Genomic DNA, 14,133 nt, shown 5'->3' with positions numbered 1-14,133 from the left:
TGATCCTGCCAAACAAGGCAGAGTCCAAAGTGTTCGAAGAAAATATTGTTGTAGACTCGGAAAATAAAATGCTAGACCGTGAAAATACTGTTTTAGACTGAGAAAATATAGTGTTAGACTTACGATGCGCATTATATGTAAACCTACTTATATTTCGATTAATTACCGTATTAATGGGATTAATCACAGTGCTATACTGAGGAGGAGGGAAGACTTAAAGGAGAGACAACATGCTAGAAGAATTAATTAGCTTCACGGTTGATGAGGCAGATGCAGGACAAACCGTGCGAGAAGTCCTGCAAAAGCGGTATGGTGTATCGAGGCGTTTGCTCATTCGTGCCAAGTTTAAAGGCTCCATTACACGGAATGGCGTTCTCGTATTTGTAAACGAAAAATTGCAAGCCGGCGATAAAATAGCAGTCATGGTTGAAGAAGAAGCAGAAGAGACTGTTGCTCCAGAGGACATGCCGCTCTCCATTCGTTACGAGGACGAAGATTTGATGGTCATCGCAAAGCCAGCGGGATTGGTCGTTCATCCGACAGGAAATCATCCCAGTGGCACTTTGGCAAACGGGATGATCGCTTATTGGAAAAAGCGTGGCGAGAACAGAAAGTTCCGGGCCGTGAACCGTTTGGATAAGGATACATCAGGCTTGATGATCGTAGCGAAAAATCAATGGGCGCATGAACAATTCAGCCGCATGCAGCAGATCAGGACGTTGCAGCGGACTTATCGGGCTATCGTCCAAGGAATCGTGGAGTCAGACGAAGGTACAATTAATGCGCCGATTGGCCTTGCGGAAAATTCGTTTATCACCAGACAGGTAAGGCCGGATGGGCAGACAGCTGTTACCCATTATCGTGTGCTTGCCCGAGGGGAAGGAATGAGTTTTGTCGAGGTGAAGCTAGAGACGGGGCGTACGCATCAGATTCGCGTACATATGAGCAGTGAAGGGCACCCACTTGCCGGAGATGATCTGTACGGGGGAGAACGGGAGCATATCGGCAGACAAGCTTTGCATGCATGGGGGCTATCCTTTGTTCACCCGCGTAGCGGTCTTGCGATGAGCTGGGAGGAGCCGCTGCCAAATGATATGGAGCAGCTAGCCCAGCAATTTTTTCCCGATTATCTGTGCAAGGAAATGACTTAAGCGAAAAATTTCGTCATTTCCCTCTGGAAAGCTGTAAGCGTTTTCGATATGATAGAAGAAATTCGTTACAAACTTTGGAAACACAACAGTGAATAGCTGGCTGTCTGCGGGGGAAAATCCAGAAAAGATTTTTTTCAGTAGCAGACTAGACCCAGCTTGCGCCTGATGCCTGTTTCGGATCGTTTTGACAAAGAGGGCTCCCCTTTTATTTGTCACGCACCGGAATTGCTTTGGGGGTGAGCTGGGTTTTCTTATAATATCGGAAAGCATAAACCTCTTCGGGTTTCTTCCAGATATTACGTAAAACATTCCGCTAATACGCGGTCGCTCATCCTTGAGCAAGCATCGATATAGGTTTTCTTATTGCCCAAGAGAAGGAGAGGGTTTCATGAAGCTGGTTTCCTATCGAGAAAGGGAAAGGGATGCTTGGCGAGCGGGGCTTTTGCACGAAGGAAAAGTCAAAGATATTGCACATACTTGTCCGGGGGCGCCGAGTACAGTGCTAGGTTTGCTGGAGGAGTGGGCGGACTGGTTACCTGTTCTCCAAGCGGCACACGAGGCACAGGATGGCTGGGATTTGGAACAAGTCGAGCTAGGTTCGCCACTTCCACGTCCTTCCAGCTTTCGTGACTTTTACGCCTTCGAGGCCCATGTGATGACAGCGCGAGCCAAACGCGGACTTCCGATGGTTCCCGAATGGTATCACTTTCCCGTCTTTTATTTTTCGAATGCAGCGGCTTTTACAGGGACGCAATCGAATATTCGCAGACCCAAAGCAACCGAGTGGCTGGACTATGAGCTGGAAATTGCCTGCGTGATTGGAAAAGCAGGAGTAAACATTCCAGTAGAACGAGCGGAAGAGCACATCGCAGGATATTGTATCTTAAACGACTGGAGCGCCCGGGATATACAGCGGGAGGAGGTCAAGGTCGGCTTAGGACCTGCCAAGGGTAAAGACTTCGCAACGTCCATGGGACCGTGGCTGGTTACACTGGAGGAGCTGGCGGATGTACGCCTCACAGGCGAAAAGGGCAGCCGCTACGATCTGGAGATGGTGGCACGCATCAATGGTAGAGAGTATTCGAAAGGAAACTTCAAAGACATTCACTATACATTCGCTGAAATGATTGCCCGTGCTTCGGAGGATTGCTCCTTGTATCCCGGAGATGTTATTGGGTCGGGGACAGTAGGGACTGGCTGCATTTTGGAGCTGGGGACAGAGCAGTATGCTTGGCTTGCGCCAGGTGATGTAGTGGAGCTAGAGGTGGAACGCCTCGGTGTGCTTCGCAATACGATTTGTAAATAGGGATGAAAAAGGAGGAAGGAACGTATGGCTTTTTATCATCGAATGGGGGAAGTTCCACAAAAGCGGCATACGACGTTTTACAAGGCGGATGGGGGGCTGTACCGCGAGCAAGTGATGGGAACCAAAGGTTTTTCTGGGATTCAATCGATTCTGTATCACCACAATCCGCCTACCCAAGTGAGGGAGACGCGCAAATACGCAGACGTCCGTTTGGAATATGTGGAGCAGGTTGATTTAAAGCATCAGCATTTTAAAACGTTTGATGTTCAGCCGGGTGGGGACCCGATTTTTGGACGTCGCTACATGCTGGGGAATAACGATGTCGTCATGGCAGTCTGCGCACCGACAGAGCCGATGGATTACTTTTATCGCAATGCGGATGGGGATGAAGTCGTCTTTGTCCATCAAGGCGAGGGAGAGCTGCAAACGATTTTCGGCACACTCACTTACAAGCCGGGCGACTACCTCGTCATTCCAATCGGCACGACCTATCGGATTGTACCTTCAGAACAGAGTCGCTTCCTCGTCATCGAGTCCCAGAATGAGATCGTGCCACCAAAGCGGTATCGCAACGAACACGGTCAATTGTTGGAACATTCACCGTTTTGCGAACGCGATATTCGTTTGCCAGAAAAATTGGAGACACATGTGGAAAGCGGAGACTTCGAGGTGCGCGTCAAACGCCAATCCGTGGTCTACAGCTACTTCTTTGACTTCCATCCGTTTGATGTCGTGGGCTGGGACGGTTATTTGTATCCCTATGCACTGAGTGTGCATGATTTTGAACCGATTACTGGACGCATTCATCAACCGCCACCTGTCCATCAAACTTTTGCTGGTCAAAACTTTGTCATCTGCTCGTTCGTTCCGCGGATGTACGACTATCATCCGCAAGCGATCCCTGCGCCTTACTACCACAGTAATGTAGAAAGTGACGAGGTGTTATACTACGTAGATGGTAATTTTATGAGCAGAAAAGGTATTTACGAGGGTTCGATCACCTTACATCCAATGGGGATTCCTCATGGGCCGCATCCAGGCAAGGTAGAGGCGAGCATTGGGAAAAAAGAAACGCAGGAGCTAGCTGTCATGCTGGACACATTCAACCCGCTTCACGTTACAAAGCAAGCGTTGGAAATGGAAGATGAGGCATACATGTCAAGCTGGTTGCCACCGAAGGAATAGGAAGAGGTGCAAAAACGCAATGGAAATCGCTATTCACGAGATTGAACGGCAGGAAAAATACAAGCTCTTGATCGGATGTATCGTCCCGAGGCCGATCGCTTGGGTCACCTCGTTAGGGGAGGGAATGATCGTCAATGCCGCTCCTTTCAGCTATTTTAATGTCGCCAGCATTGAACCGATGATGGTTTCGGTTGCCGTCATGCGCAAGCCGGGAAGTGTCCCAAAAGATACGGCACGAAACATCATCCAAACGGGAGAATTCGTGGTCAATATGGTAGACGTACACAATGTGGATGCGGTCAATCAGACTTCTGCCGATTATCCTCCAGAGATCAGTGAAGTAGAGGCAGTGGGGCTCGAAATCGCACCATCCGTTCGTGTCAAGGTGCCAAGACTGCGTGCATCCCGCATTCATTTTGAGTGCAAGCTGCATCAGATTGTGGAATTAGGTAGTCCGACGACTTCGGATTTGATTATCGGGGAAGTAGTGCATGTACATGTAGCGGATGAGCTGTATCATGCAGGACGGATTGATGCTACAGCGTTTGCACCCGTTAGCAGATTAGCGGGCCATACGTATGCGACTCTGGGTGAACAGTTTGATCGTCCCCGCCCCGTTTATGAGCCACCTGTCAAATGATTGATCTCCGTCCAGCGACGGAGGACAAATCCCTCTACGGACCATTTTACCGCAATCGCCTATCGGGTATCCTGTAGATACAAGGCAGGCGGATACTGTAGAGAGGGTGGAAAACAATGATGGAAAGACGACTATACCGTTCGCGTCATGATAAACGGTTGTTTGGAGTTTGTGGTGGGATTGCGCAATTTTTGCGCTTTGACTCTTCGTTGGTACGTATAGGAGTTGTCGTTCTCACTGTTTTTACAGGAGTACCGATTTTGCTTTACTTGCTGATGGCGATGATCATGCCAAAAGAACCGCATTGGTCATACGCTTCTGACGGTTTCCCGATGCATGATGGGCCATATAGTGGACATGCACGCATGAACGATTTGGATCAGGAAATTGACCGTCTGGAGAAGCGTGCTTTGGTACAGGAAGTGTATCGCCTGCGCGAAGAGTTGGGCAAATACAAAGGACTTTAAAGCAAAAAAGGACTTCAAGGGCAGAATTGTGACCCGTTAGATGGATGCTTTGAACAAAGTGACCGTCTAACGGGTTTTTGCGTTTTCATCATCATGAGCGAGAATTGAGTACTAAACAATTGATACGCATAGTCGGTGAAAACTTCAAATGTACATGGAGTAAAGGGTAAAAGTTCAAGTTTGCCGCTGTCTAGGCATACGAAGGTTCGTGTCTCTTAACTTACAAGGGAGAGAAGTATTAAGCTAACCAATGATAATGGACTTGTGTCAAAAAAGCGTGATATGAAAAGGGGAGCAAAATTTGATCAAAAAGGGCTTCTATGCCCTTTTTACCAAGGAAATCAGTATTTCATATAAAAATAAAAAAGGCAGCCAAAATTGACTGCCAAGAGTTTCTTGGTTATCGTTCATATCATTAAAACTTGTATGTGCGTGTCGCGTCAAAAATGGGTGTTTCTTTTTTGTTAAACGCTGACCTACTAACGTAAACTTTAACACGTATATTTAACCCATTGCCAGAGTACCAACTTGTTGTCTCATAATAATGCCCTTTAACTGGTGTTGGAAATCCAATGCTTTGTGATTGATTATAACCTTCCCAAAGACTCCAGCCGAGATAGGTTCTACCAACAACTTTTCCCCATTTCCCAAGCGGTGAAAATTCGAAGTAAACAGCAGGAGCTGCGGAATATATAAAGAAGGAAGCGCCTGCGTCAAAACCCGAAATTTCATAATAAGCGGTTCTCTTTGTGCTATCAGGGTAGTGAAAAATTGACTTTCCACCCTTCACCTCGTTATATCTATTAGCATTTACTTTTGCCTGAACGCTCAATGTACCTACATAAGCTCCCGGTTTGGGAATGGTAAGGACATGAGAACCTTTCGAGTAGTTGGCTTTGACATAGTAATCTTTTAGTGCGCCCCTGTATTGAGATGGCCAACTATAGCCTATTTGAAGAGGAATGGTAGCTGAACCGCCTAAATCTTTGTCCCAAGTCTTTAGCATTGTGTAATCAACTCTTATGGAACCATCACTATTTCTAGCAATTGAATCAAATCTTAAATACTGGTCAATCAGTGGAGAGGATGCCGACACTTCTTCAACCGAGACAATTGAAATCAGCATTGCAAAGACAGCGATTATTGATAAATATTTGCCGATAGTTTTGAACAAAACGATCCCTCCTATAATTTGAATTTTCCAAGAAACTCTATGATAATAATCCCGCAAAAAGTATAATAAGGTAATTAATGTAAATGATAATTTGATAGAAAATACAAAATGAAAAGTAGATGTATATAAGGGAAGAAATGATGATAGAAGAGGTGATATAATTCATCAAAAATATCAATATCGAAAACTTGTTGTTTAGTTTAAACTCATTAGATCATTGGAAGCCGTTCCTAATTGTCATTACAGATGAGAGCTTAGTTGTAGAATATTCACATGTATCAGATGATTTTAAAGATCTTCAATTCGTGAACTTGTATACTGATTCTGCGATAGGGATAACCGCATTATCATTATCAAAGCTCCGGAGGACACCAGTTTTTTACAAAACCGAAAAGAACACACACCTGAAACAGAACTGGCTTTCAATTGCTTGTCCGATATATAATCAATTTGATCAAATTGTTGGATTGTTGGGATGTTCTCACAGGAGTGGATACATCCAACTCCTGCTATAACATTCCTTGAGCTTTTATCAAAGTTTATTTCAAACAGCTTAAGCAATTGGAAGAATCCTATTAACATATCTGATGAACAAGTAAAAAGATTGTTCCTACTTAGTAGAAGAGAAAAAGAAGTACTTCGGTTGATTGGACAGGGATTATCTGATTCTGAAATCTCTAAATCACAGCATATAAGCCTTTCAACAGTCAGAGCTCATGTGAGAAACATTTTTTTTAAAATTGAAAGTTGATAAAAGAACAAAGTTAATATTATTTTATTTAGCAAGTGAGGCACTGGGTCTCTATACTGAATCAAAGGAGAAATTTAATGATTCTTAAAAAAAGACTAATAGGAATTCTTGGTATAGTGTTACTTTTTTCAGGAGTAGTTGTTCCATTGGGCATTGCTCCAAAAGAAGCGTGGTACTACACATCCCTACCAGGTTTAATTCTGCTTTTGGTGTCAAGTTTCATAAAAAAGTAGTACCATTTATTAAATGTTTTATTAATGTATAAGATGAACTGTGACCCGCTAGACAGATACCTTGAAAAAAGTGACTGTCTAGCGGGTTTTTGTGTTTCGATTTATTAACGAGAAATAAGTGAGGTTACGGAAAATGAGTCGAAACAGAAAAACTGAAAAATCCATATCCATTCCAAATGTAACCATCGAACATAAAAAAGATGACCCCTGATAAATTCAGGAATCATCTCATAGCTACACGCCGATTAGCGGACCGATCTGATTGGGTCGGCAGACGTACCATGCTTTTGATCGGCTTGCTCGGTCTCGCCGCCCACGTTATTATCTGCTTTCTCTGAAAGAATGGCCTTATTGATTACCGAGCGTTTCGTTCAGGTAAAAGCCACAAGAAGTCTCTTTCCAGTTTACCTAATTTTGATCCCACAAAAAAATGGTCAGCAACTTCTGGAGATCGCTGCATAACATGTAAGGTGGAAAACCTACATAGGGAGGGAAAAGCAGTGTATCTCGGCGTGTTCGATTTGAATCAGCGTTTGGAGCAAACCCGCAAAATTTTGCGGGAAAAGCAACATCTGAAAAAACTGATTGAAGAAGACATCCATGACTTGGAACAAGACGTCAAAGAATTAGAAGCAATGACGTCGAAACAAGACAAGTATGCGACCAGCGCTCAGCGCTAAAACAGCTGTATGATCGACAAAAAGAGGAAGTGGCAACTGCCAGAAGAAGGCAGGGAGCCACTTTTTTAATTGGGAAGCGCTTGGTCCAAAACTTTTTCTACGATGGCAGGAACCATGCGGATCGCTGCACTATCGGTTCCGTACGTCTGGCTATCCGCGTAAGTACCTTCCATCAACAAGATAAGCGTATAGGCCAGCTCGCATGGATGAGCAGCGCCAAGGGCTGTCGTGCGTTCCAAAAAAGCGTCGCGGATACGTTTCTGATGGGAGCAAACCAACTCGCGAACGGGATGAACCGGATCAGGAAACTCGACAGCTACATTGATAAAGCAACAGCCGCGAAATTGCTCGTTGGACGCGCGCGCAGCCAGATCAGCAAAAAACTGAATGAGTTGCTCTCGTGGCTGATTGGGATGTTTGGCGATGCTCTCTTCCCACTCTTGCCAAAAAACGTCTTGCTTACGGGTCATGTAGGCGAGAATCAGGTCTGTTTTCGAGGAAAACTGCCGATAGACGCTCATCTTATTCATTCCAGCACGCTCGACAATAGCGTCTACACTGACGGCATGGATCCCTTCTTGATAAAACAATTCTTCAGCAGCGTTCAAGATGATCTCTTGTGCTTTTTCACGAGGAACGCGAGGCCGTTTTGCTTCCGTCATATACCATCCCCCATTTAGGACTTCCAGACGTCGGCGACAATTTCAAAAGAGCGCACACGATCGGCATGGTGGTACATTTGCGTCGTAATCATGAGCTCATCTGCTCCTGTAGCAACGAGCAACTCTTGTAGTTTGCTTTTCACAGTGGCAGGGCTACCAATAATGGAGGAACGCAGCTGTGCTTGGACAGACAGTTTTTCGAATTCGCTCCAGAGCTCATCCATATTGTCCACAGGTGGTTGGATTGGCTTGAGATCACCGCGGACGAGATTTAAGAATGCCTGGTAATGGGAGGTGGCCAGTCGATTCGCGAGCTCATCCGTATCGGCTGCCATCACGTTGACGCCAACCATGGCATATGGCTGATCCAGCACTTCCGATGGGCGGAAACAATGGCGATACGTCTGTAGGGCAGGCAATGTGAAGTTCGGTGAAAAATGCCCGGCAAAAGCAAACGGCAATCCGAGCATGCCTGCTAGTCGCGCTGAGAAATCGCTGGAGCCGAGCAACCAGATCGGGATGTTCAGACCTTCGCCAGGGATAGCGCGGATAGCAGATGCCGACTCGCTTGTTCGTGGACGAAGATATTCACGCAGCTCCTCCAATAACTCCGGGAAATCCTCTCCACCAATCCGCAAATCGCGGCGCAGCGCACGTGCTGTTCGTTGGTCCGCCCCGGGTGCGCGTCCTAGACCTAAGTCGATCCGGCCTGGATAGAGGGACTCCAGTGTCCCGAATTGCTCGGCGATCACGAGTGGAGCATGGTTGGGCAGCATGATGCCGCCTGAACCTACACGGATTTTGCTGGTGCCGCCGGCAATGTAACCAATGAGAACAGAAGTAGCAGAGCTGGCTACGCTGGGCATTGCGTGGTGTTCGGCGAGCCAATAACGTGTAAAGCCCCATTTTTCCACCTGTTGTGCCAGATTGAGACTGTTTTTATACGATTCAGCAGCGTTGCTACCCTCCGTAATGGGTGCTAAATCGAGAACGGACAATGGAATCTCTCGAAGTGGCTTAGACGAGATTGTATCGGACATGGGTTGGAACCCTCCTTGTGCTTAGCGGTTGCTGGTCGGATAACTTTGTTACTAGGTAGTAACAAAACGTACTTGCATCATACGGAGCGGCAGAAGGGATGTCAACACTTGGATGTGCGAACAAGCACATTGGGAGAAAAAGAAAAAGCCCTGACAATGCAAGGGCTCTTCGTACTTCCTTATTGTTTTGTTAAGATAACAGGTCCATTCGCGGTAATAGCGAGGGTATGCTCGTATTGAGCGGAGAGCTTCCCATCGCGTGTACGTGCTGTCCAACCATCTTCATCGACCTTCGCATGGTACGTCCCGATGTTCAGCATGGGCTCAATGGTAATAACCATGCCTTCTTTAAGGCGTTGTCCTCTGCCAGGAGGGCCAAAGTGAGGAACGAACGGCTCCTCATGCATTTCCTGACCAATACCATGTCCGGTAAAATCGCGCACGACGGAGTAGCCTTGTTCTTGCGCATACGTTTGGATGGCGTGGGAAATGTCACCGATCCGATTGCCTACGACAGCTTGCTCAATACCGAGATACAGCGATTTTTCAGTGACTTCCAGCAGTCTTTTCGCTTCCGGGGACACAGTTCCCACTTCATAAGACCAAGCGGAGTCAGCCAGCCAACCATTTTTTCGAACAACCATGTCGATTGTGACGATATCGCCATCACGCAGAGGCTCTTTTTTCGGGAAGCCATGGCAGATGACATCATTGACTGAACCACATGTGGCATAGGGATATCCATGAAACCCTTTTTGCTCAGGGGTCGCGCCATTTTTAGCCAAAAATTCTTCTACGAATTGATCAATCTCCCAGGTAGAAATGCCTGGACGAATCATCTTGGCAATCTCACGATGACAAGCAGCCAAAACCTTGCCTGCTGCATGCATGAGTTCAATTTCTTCAGGTGTCTTGAGGATAATCATCGACTCTCTCCTTCTCCTCGTTAGTCAAGATCTCTCTATAGTATATAGTGTAGTGCCGTTCTGCGCCAATTGCCACACCGAAAACGGCATGGTAGGATGAGGAAGAAATAATCAACCCTGGGGGTAGGTAGCGTGGACAAGTTTCAAGAGCATCTGGCGAACTACCAGATTCATGTAAAAGAAGACGTGGAAAAACGTATTGCCTTTATTCGTGAGCAAATTGATGGAAATGGCCTCGGCGGTGCAGTCGTCGGTATTTCTGGTGGAATTGACAGTGCCGTTACAGCAGCGTTGTGTGTGCGTGCTTTAGGCTCTGAACGTGTCATTGGCGTTTGGTTGCCTGCATACTCGCAAACCGTTCATGAAACAGATTCCAAGCAACTTGCTGAAGCGATTGGAATGAATTTGCACACGGTAGATGTAGGGGCAGCCTACGACGCTTTGGTTCCTGTTATCGAAGGTGTACTTGGGCTTGATGACAAAACAAAGGGAAATACAAAGGCTCGCTTGCGCATGACAGTGCTGTATGCCATCGCTAACCAAAAGGGATACTTGGTAGCGGATACGTGCAACCGCAGCGAGATTCATGTTGGTTATATGACAAAAGGCGGAGACGGTCTTGCTGACTTTAACCCAGTAGCTAGCCTGACGAAGCATGAGATGCGAATTCTTGCTGCTGAGCTCGGGGTGCCTGGAGAGATCATCACGAAGCCGCCTTCTGCTGATTTGTGGGAAGGGCAGACGGATGAACAGGAGATGGGCTTCACTTATGAGGATCTGGATCGTTTGCTGATTACAGGAGAAACTCGACCGGAAGCCAAAGAACGTATTGATTACCTGCATCGAATCTCTGAGCATAAGCGCAACATCATGCCAGGTATATAAAATATGGCAGAGACCTACAGGCTGTTTACAAGTTGTCTGTGGCAAACGACAAGTGCAGTCGTCTCAACCGAGCAACGTATTTACTTGTTTGATCCGGCCTATTTTCCCCATGAGGTAGAGGCGATTGCTGATTATGTGCAGCGTGAGAGGAATGGGAGAGAGCTTATTCTCGTCCTGACACACGGTGATTGGGATCATGTAGTCGGAGTCGGAAAATTTCCGGATGCCACAGTCATTGCACAAAAGGAAATCCTGACCGATGGACGGATCGAGGGTATGCTGAACAAGGCGAAAAAGTTTGACGGGTCGTATTACGTGGTCAGATCGTATGAAGTAGGAATGCCGAAATTCGCGAAGCTTGTGGAGGATGCACAAGAGTGGCAGGAAGTCTTTTTCCTGCCTGTACCAGGACATACACCCGATCAGATGGCGACCTTGTTCCGGGAGCAGAAGCTGCTTGTTGTCGGTGACATGCTATCCAATTTAGAGTTCCCGTTTATCGATGACAGCAGTGCCTATTTGGAGAGTCTGGAAAAGATCGAACGGTTGGTTCTTCAAGGAGAAGTAGAAGAAATCATTCCTGGACACGGCGTACCTGCAAAAGGACGCGAGGAAATCCTGCATCGAATTGAACGGGATCGCCAGTACTTATTGGATGCACGTGCAGTTGTTTTCGAGGGTATCGCTAATAATGTAGGGGAAGACATACTGGGAGAAAAGTTTTCCCAATTGACGTATGATGGTGTTTCGATCGATGAACATCTCCGTTCATCCCATGACCAAAACCGGGATCAACTATGCAAGGAAGCTATTTCGCAGAAAGGTTGATTATTCCACGGTTTTATAAGATAATAGGGGTTACGCAAATCTTTCTAGGAAAGAGGTGGAACAGATGTCTACGACTGAATTGATGCTGAGAACTAGTCTGGAAGGACGTGTGAAGCGTACGTTGCAAACGTACTTCCGTCGCCCTAACGACGTGTTGATCAAGGAAAGCCTCGGAGCGAACGGTTTGTCCCCAGAGCAAGTGGAAGTAACCGTGAAGCTCTTGAATGAAGAAAAAACTGTTGCCGAAATCATGGAGTACCTTCACGATAAAGGCTACTTTGCATAACATTGCGAGCAAAAAAGACCGGACTGACATTGATTGTCGGACCGGTCTTTTTCGTTCCAGCAATTAAGGGGAAGGACTTTCCTCAGGTAATGAGCGCCGTAATTTCTTGCGGCGATATAATTGAAGGCCAGTTAAAACGAGAAAGTAGCTCGCGAACGCGACAATCACCCCCATGATGGCACTTCCTGTAAAATAGATAAGTCCTTTTTCTTTCACCCAGACAAGCCATGGCATCCCAGACTCGTGATGGTTCAAATGTCCTTGTAACGGTTTGCCAATCAACACGTATCCAATATTGTAATTGAAAAGAATGAAGAGCGGTAAGATGAGCTTTCCGATGACAAACGCAACCAAACCAGCGGGAAAACTGGCGCGAAACAGCTTGCAGAGTGGGAAGAGCAACAGAAACGCGATGCCAAAAGTAGGCAGGGTAATAAACTCGATAAAGATTCCGAGCGAAAATCCGCGGGCGACGAAAGCTGGCGCCCCTTTCATTCTCAGTACCTTGTAGTATTCGAATTTTAGCTTTCGATATGCTTTTTTCCACATCCGTGCTATCCCTCGTTTGTTCCAAGTCATTTGTCCGTAAAATCCCCTAAGGGCATGGCGAATGGTGAAGCTGGATTCGTTTTTCGGTTGATGTTGTAGAGTATCTCCAAGTTGGCAAAAATTAATAGTTGCTATAGGAGCTCTTATTTGTGAATGCGCCTTTCTTTTGGCATAATGGAAGAGGGTAGCTTGCTGGAAAAGTGGTGACATTTGTGGAAGGTGTAATGGGAACCTTCGGTGATTATATTGCGCAATATGGGTATGGCGCCTTGTTTGGATTGTTCTTTCTAGGAATTTTGGGGATGCCCTTGCCAGAAGAAACGCTGCTTGTTTTTTCAGGATTCCTTGTTTCAACGGGGAAATTGGAATATTGTCCTACTTTTTTTGTCTGCTTTCTCGGTTCCGTTACAGCGATGACGGCAGCATACTGGATCGGCAGAACGCTAGGCTACGCTTTTCTCGAGCGATATGGGAAACGATTGGGGATGGGCTATACCGTTTACAAAAAAACAGAAGAGTGGTTTAATCGCGTCGGAAAATGGGCGCTTCCGCTGGGCTATTTTATCCCTGGTGTCCGTCAGTTTACGGCCTATTTTGCCGGGATCACGCGATTGCCATTTCCGACTTTCATGCTCTATACCTATTTGGGAGGGCTGATTTGGAGTTTGCTTTTTGTGACGCTTGGCTGGCAATTAGGAGAACGTTGGGATGAGCTGTTTGATTTGATTGCCCGTAACCTTGCGATCTTCTTTATCGCTTTGCTGGCATTGATCGCAGCTTGGTCGTATTTCAGACACAAGGCGAATGTAAAAAAGCAATTACGGAGGGATCAGAATGAGTGAAGAAAATCGCAACGAAAATCTACTGCCTGTGGTTCGCAAGCCAACGGAACTGGTACCTGTCGTATTACCGGAAAAACACCAGCGTTTTTATGATAAATTGCGTGAGAAAATCGAAACGTTCATTAGAGACAAGGGAATCAATGATTCTGTAGCCAACTTTATATTGCTTGCACCAGATTTGTTTGTTCTCTTGGCCCGTCTTATGCTAGACAAGCGCGTAGGAGTTCAATCAAAAGCGTTAGCGGGTGTAGCCGTTGCCTACTTCATTACCCCGATTGATTTTATTCCAGAGGCATTAGTGGGCGGATTCGGACTAGTGGATGACGTTATTTTGGCTGTTTATGCTTTGCGCAAGATTTTGGTGGATATCGATGAATCGATTGTACGTGAGCATTGGAATGGCGAAGAAGACCTTTTGGCTGTCATTACGAAGGTGGTTCGATCAGCGGATGATTTAGTCGGCAAGAAAATAGTGAAAAAGCTGGAAGAAACCCTGTTCCGAAAAAAATAAGCTAGGATGGGACATAT

At 46.3% G+C, this 14,133-nt stretch carries 17 protein-coding genes; 12 read left to right on the top strand and 5 right to left on the bottom strand.

Features of this window, described 5'->3' with window-relative positions; all coding sequences use genetic code 11:
- Positions 1 to 230 precede the first annotated feature (230 nt).
- The 5 genes from HP570_RS05265 to HP570_RS05245 all read left to right on the top strand — a co-directional run bounded on the left by HP570_RS05265 (position 231) and on the right by HP570_RS05245 (position 4,749).
- On the top strand, positions 231 to 1,151 hold the full coding sequence (locus HP570_RS05265; protein ID WP_173625087.1) for an RluA family pseudouridine synthase: 921 nt from the start codon (positions 231 to 233) through the stop codon (positions 1,149 to 1,151).
- 388 nt (positions 1,152 to 1,539) lie between these two features.
- Positions 1,540 to 2,457 carry a fumarylacetoacetate hydrolase family protein gene (locus tag HP570_RS05260; RefSeq protein ID WP_173625086.1) on the top strand — a complete coding sequence of 306 codons (918 nt, stop codon included), beginning with the start codon at positions 1,540 to 1,542 and terminating at the stop codon, positions 2,455 to 2,457.
- Between the two features lie 24 nt (positions 2,458 to 2,481).
- A complete protein-coding gene (locus tag HP570_RS05255; protein ID WP_064203366.1) occupies positions 2,482 to 3,642 on the top strand; it encodes a homogentisate 1,2-dioxygenase in 1,161 nt (386 codons plus the stop codon).
- A 19-nt stretch (positions 3,643 to 3,661) separates the two neighbouring features.
- On the top strand, positions 3,662 to 4,282 hold the full coding sequence (locus tag HP570_RS05250) for a flavin reductase family protein (RefSeq protein WP_173604455.1): 621 nt from the start codon (positions 3,662 to 3,664) through the stop codon (positions 4,280 to 4,282).
- Between the two features lie 116 nt (positions 4,283 to 4,398).
- The gene (locus tag HP570_RS05245; protein WP_142497679.1) at positions 4,399 to 4,749 is read left to right on the top strand and encodes a PspC domain-containing protein; all 351 of its coding nucleotides are present in this window, start codon (positions 4,399 to 4,401) and stop codon (positions 4,747 to 4,749) included.
- A 415-nt stretch (positions 4,750 to 5,164) separates the two neighbouring features.
- On the opposite strand, the gene HP570_RS05240 is transcribed toward HP570_RS05245, so the two are convergent.
- Positions 5,165 to 5,923: a hypothetical protein gene (locus HP570_RS05240; RefSeq protein ID WP_173625085.1), complete on the bottom strand. Its 759-nt coding sequence runs from the start codon at positions 5,921 to 5,923 to the stop codon at positions 5,165 to 5,167.
- 475 nt (positions 5,924 to 6,398) lie between these two features.
- Here HP570_RS05240 and HP570_RS30025 point away from each other — a divergent pair, with 475 nt between their 5' ends.
- A complete protein-coding gene (locus tag HP570_RS30025; RefSeq protein WP_173625084.1) occupies positions 6,399 to 6,674 on the top strand; it encodes a response regulator transcription factor in 276 nt (91 codons plus the stop codon).
- 733 nt (positions 6,675 to 7,407) lie between these two features.
- Entirely contained in the window at positions 7,408 to 7,587 is a 180-nt protein-coding gene (locus HP570_RS05230; protein WP_015892331.1) for a hypothetical protein, read from the top strand.
- Between the two features lie 65 nt (positions 7,588 to 7,652).
- Here the strand turns inward: HP570_RS05230 and HP570_RS05225 are convergent, their stop codons facing one another.
- From HP570_RS05225 to map, 3 genes are all read right to left on the bottom strand, one after another.
- Positions 7,653 to 8,249 (bottom strand): TetR/AcrR family transcriptional regulator, encoded by a 597-nt coding sequence (locus HP570_RS05225; RefSeq protein WP_015892330.1) that lies wholly within the window; start codon positions 8,247 to 8,249, stop codon positions 7,653 to 7,655.
- A gap of 14 nt (positions 8,250 to 8,263) precedes the next feature.
- The gene (locus tag HP570_RS05220; RefSeq protein WP_173625083.1) at positions 8,264 to 9,289 is read right to left on the bottom strand and encodes an LLM class flavin-dependent oxidoreductase; all 1,026 of its coding nucleotides are present in this window, start codon (positions 9,287 to 9,289) and stop codon (positions 8,264 to 8,266) included.
- 179 nt (positions 9,290 to 9,468) lie between these two features.
- Positions 9,469 to 10,215, bottom strand: coding sequence for a type I methionyl aminopeptidase (gene map / locus HP570_RS05215; protein WP_064203411.1), 747 nt, complete (start codon positions 10,213 to 10,215; stop codon positions 9,469 to 9,471).
- 132 nt (positions 10,216 to 10,347) lie between these two features.
- Here map and nadE point away from each other — a divergent pair, with 132 nt between their 5' ends.
- From nadE to HP570_RS05200, 3 genes are all read left to right on the top strand, one after another.
- Positions 10,348 to 11,100, top strand: a complete 753-nt coding sequence (gene nadE / locus HP570_RS05210) for an NAD(+) synthase (protein ID WP_173625082.1) — start codon at positions 10,348 to 10,350, stop codon at positions 11,098 to 11,100.
- A gap of 3 nt (positions 11,101 to 11,103) precedes the next feature.
- Complete coding sequence (locus tag HP570_RS05205) at positions 11,104 to 11,928, top strand: MBL fold metallo-hydrolase (RefSeq protein ID WP_173625081.1); 825 nt, start codon at positions 11,104 to 11,106, stop codon at positions 11,926 to 11,928.
- A 64-nt stretch (positions 11,929 to 11,992) separates the two neighbouring features.
- Positions 11,993 to 12,214, top strand: coding sequence for a hypothetical protein (locus tag HP570_RS05200; protein WP_064203414.1), 222 nt, complete (start codon positions 11,993 to 11,995; stop codon positions 12,212 to 12,214).
- Positions 12,215 to 12,277: 63 nt separating this feature from the next.
- Here the strand turns inward: HP570_RS05200 and HP570_RS05195 are convergent, their stop codons facing one another.
- Positions 12,278 to 12,763 (bottom strand): DUF2062 domain-containing protein, encoded by a 486-nt coding sequence (locus HP570_RS05195; protein ID WP_173625080.1) that lies wholly within the window; start codon positions 12,761 to 12,763, stop codon positions 12,278 to 12,280.
- Positions 12,764 to 12,975: 212 nt separating this feature from the next.
- On the opposite strand from HP570_RS05195, the gene HP570_RS05190 reads away from it, so the two are divergent.
- Both HP570_RS05190 and HP570_RS05185 read left to right on the top strand, forming a co-directional pair.
- Entirely contained in the window at positions 12,976 to 13,605 is a 630-nt protein-coding gene (locus HP570_RS05190) for a DedA family protein (RefSeq protein WP_173625079.1), read from the top strand.
- On the top strand, positions 13,598 to 14,116 hold the full coding sequence (locus HP570_RS05185; protein WP_015892322.1) for a YkvA family protein: 519 nt from the start codon (positions 13,598 to 13,600) through the stop codon (positions 14,114 to 14,116). The genes HP570_RS05190 and HP570_RS05185 overlap by 8 nt, the downstream gene beginning before the upstream one ends.
- Positions 14,117 to 14,133 lie beyond the last annotated feature (17 nt).

This window comes from Brevibacillus sp. RS1.1, from assembly GCF_013284365.1.
Taxonomy (GTDB): Bacteria; Bacillota; Bacilli; order Brevibacillales; family Brevibacillaceae; genus Brevibacillus; species Brevibacillus brevis_D.
This window is presented reverse-complemented; position numbering and strand designations above follow the sequence as displayed.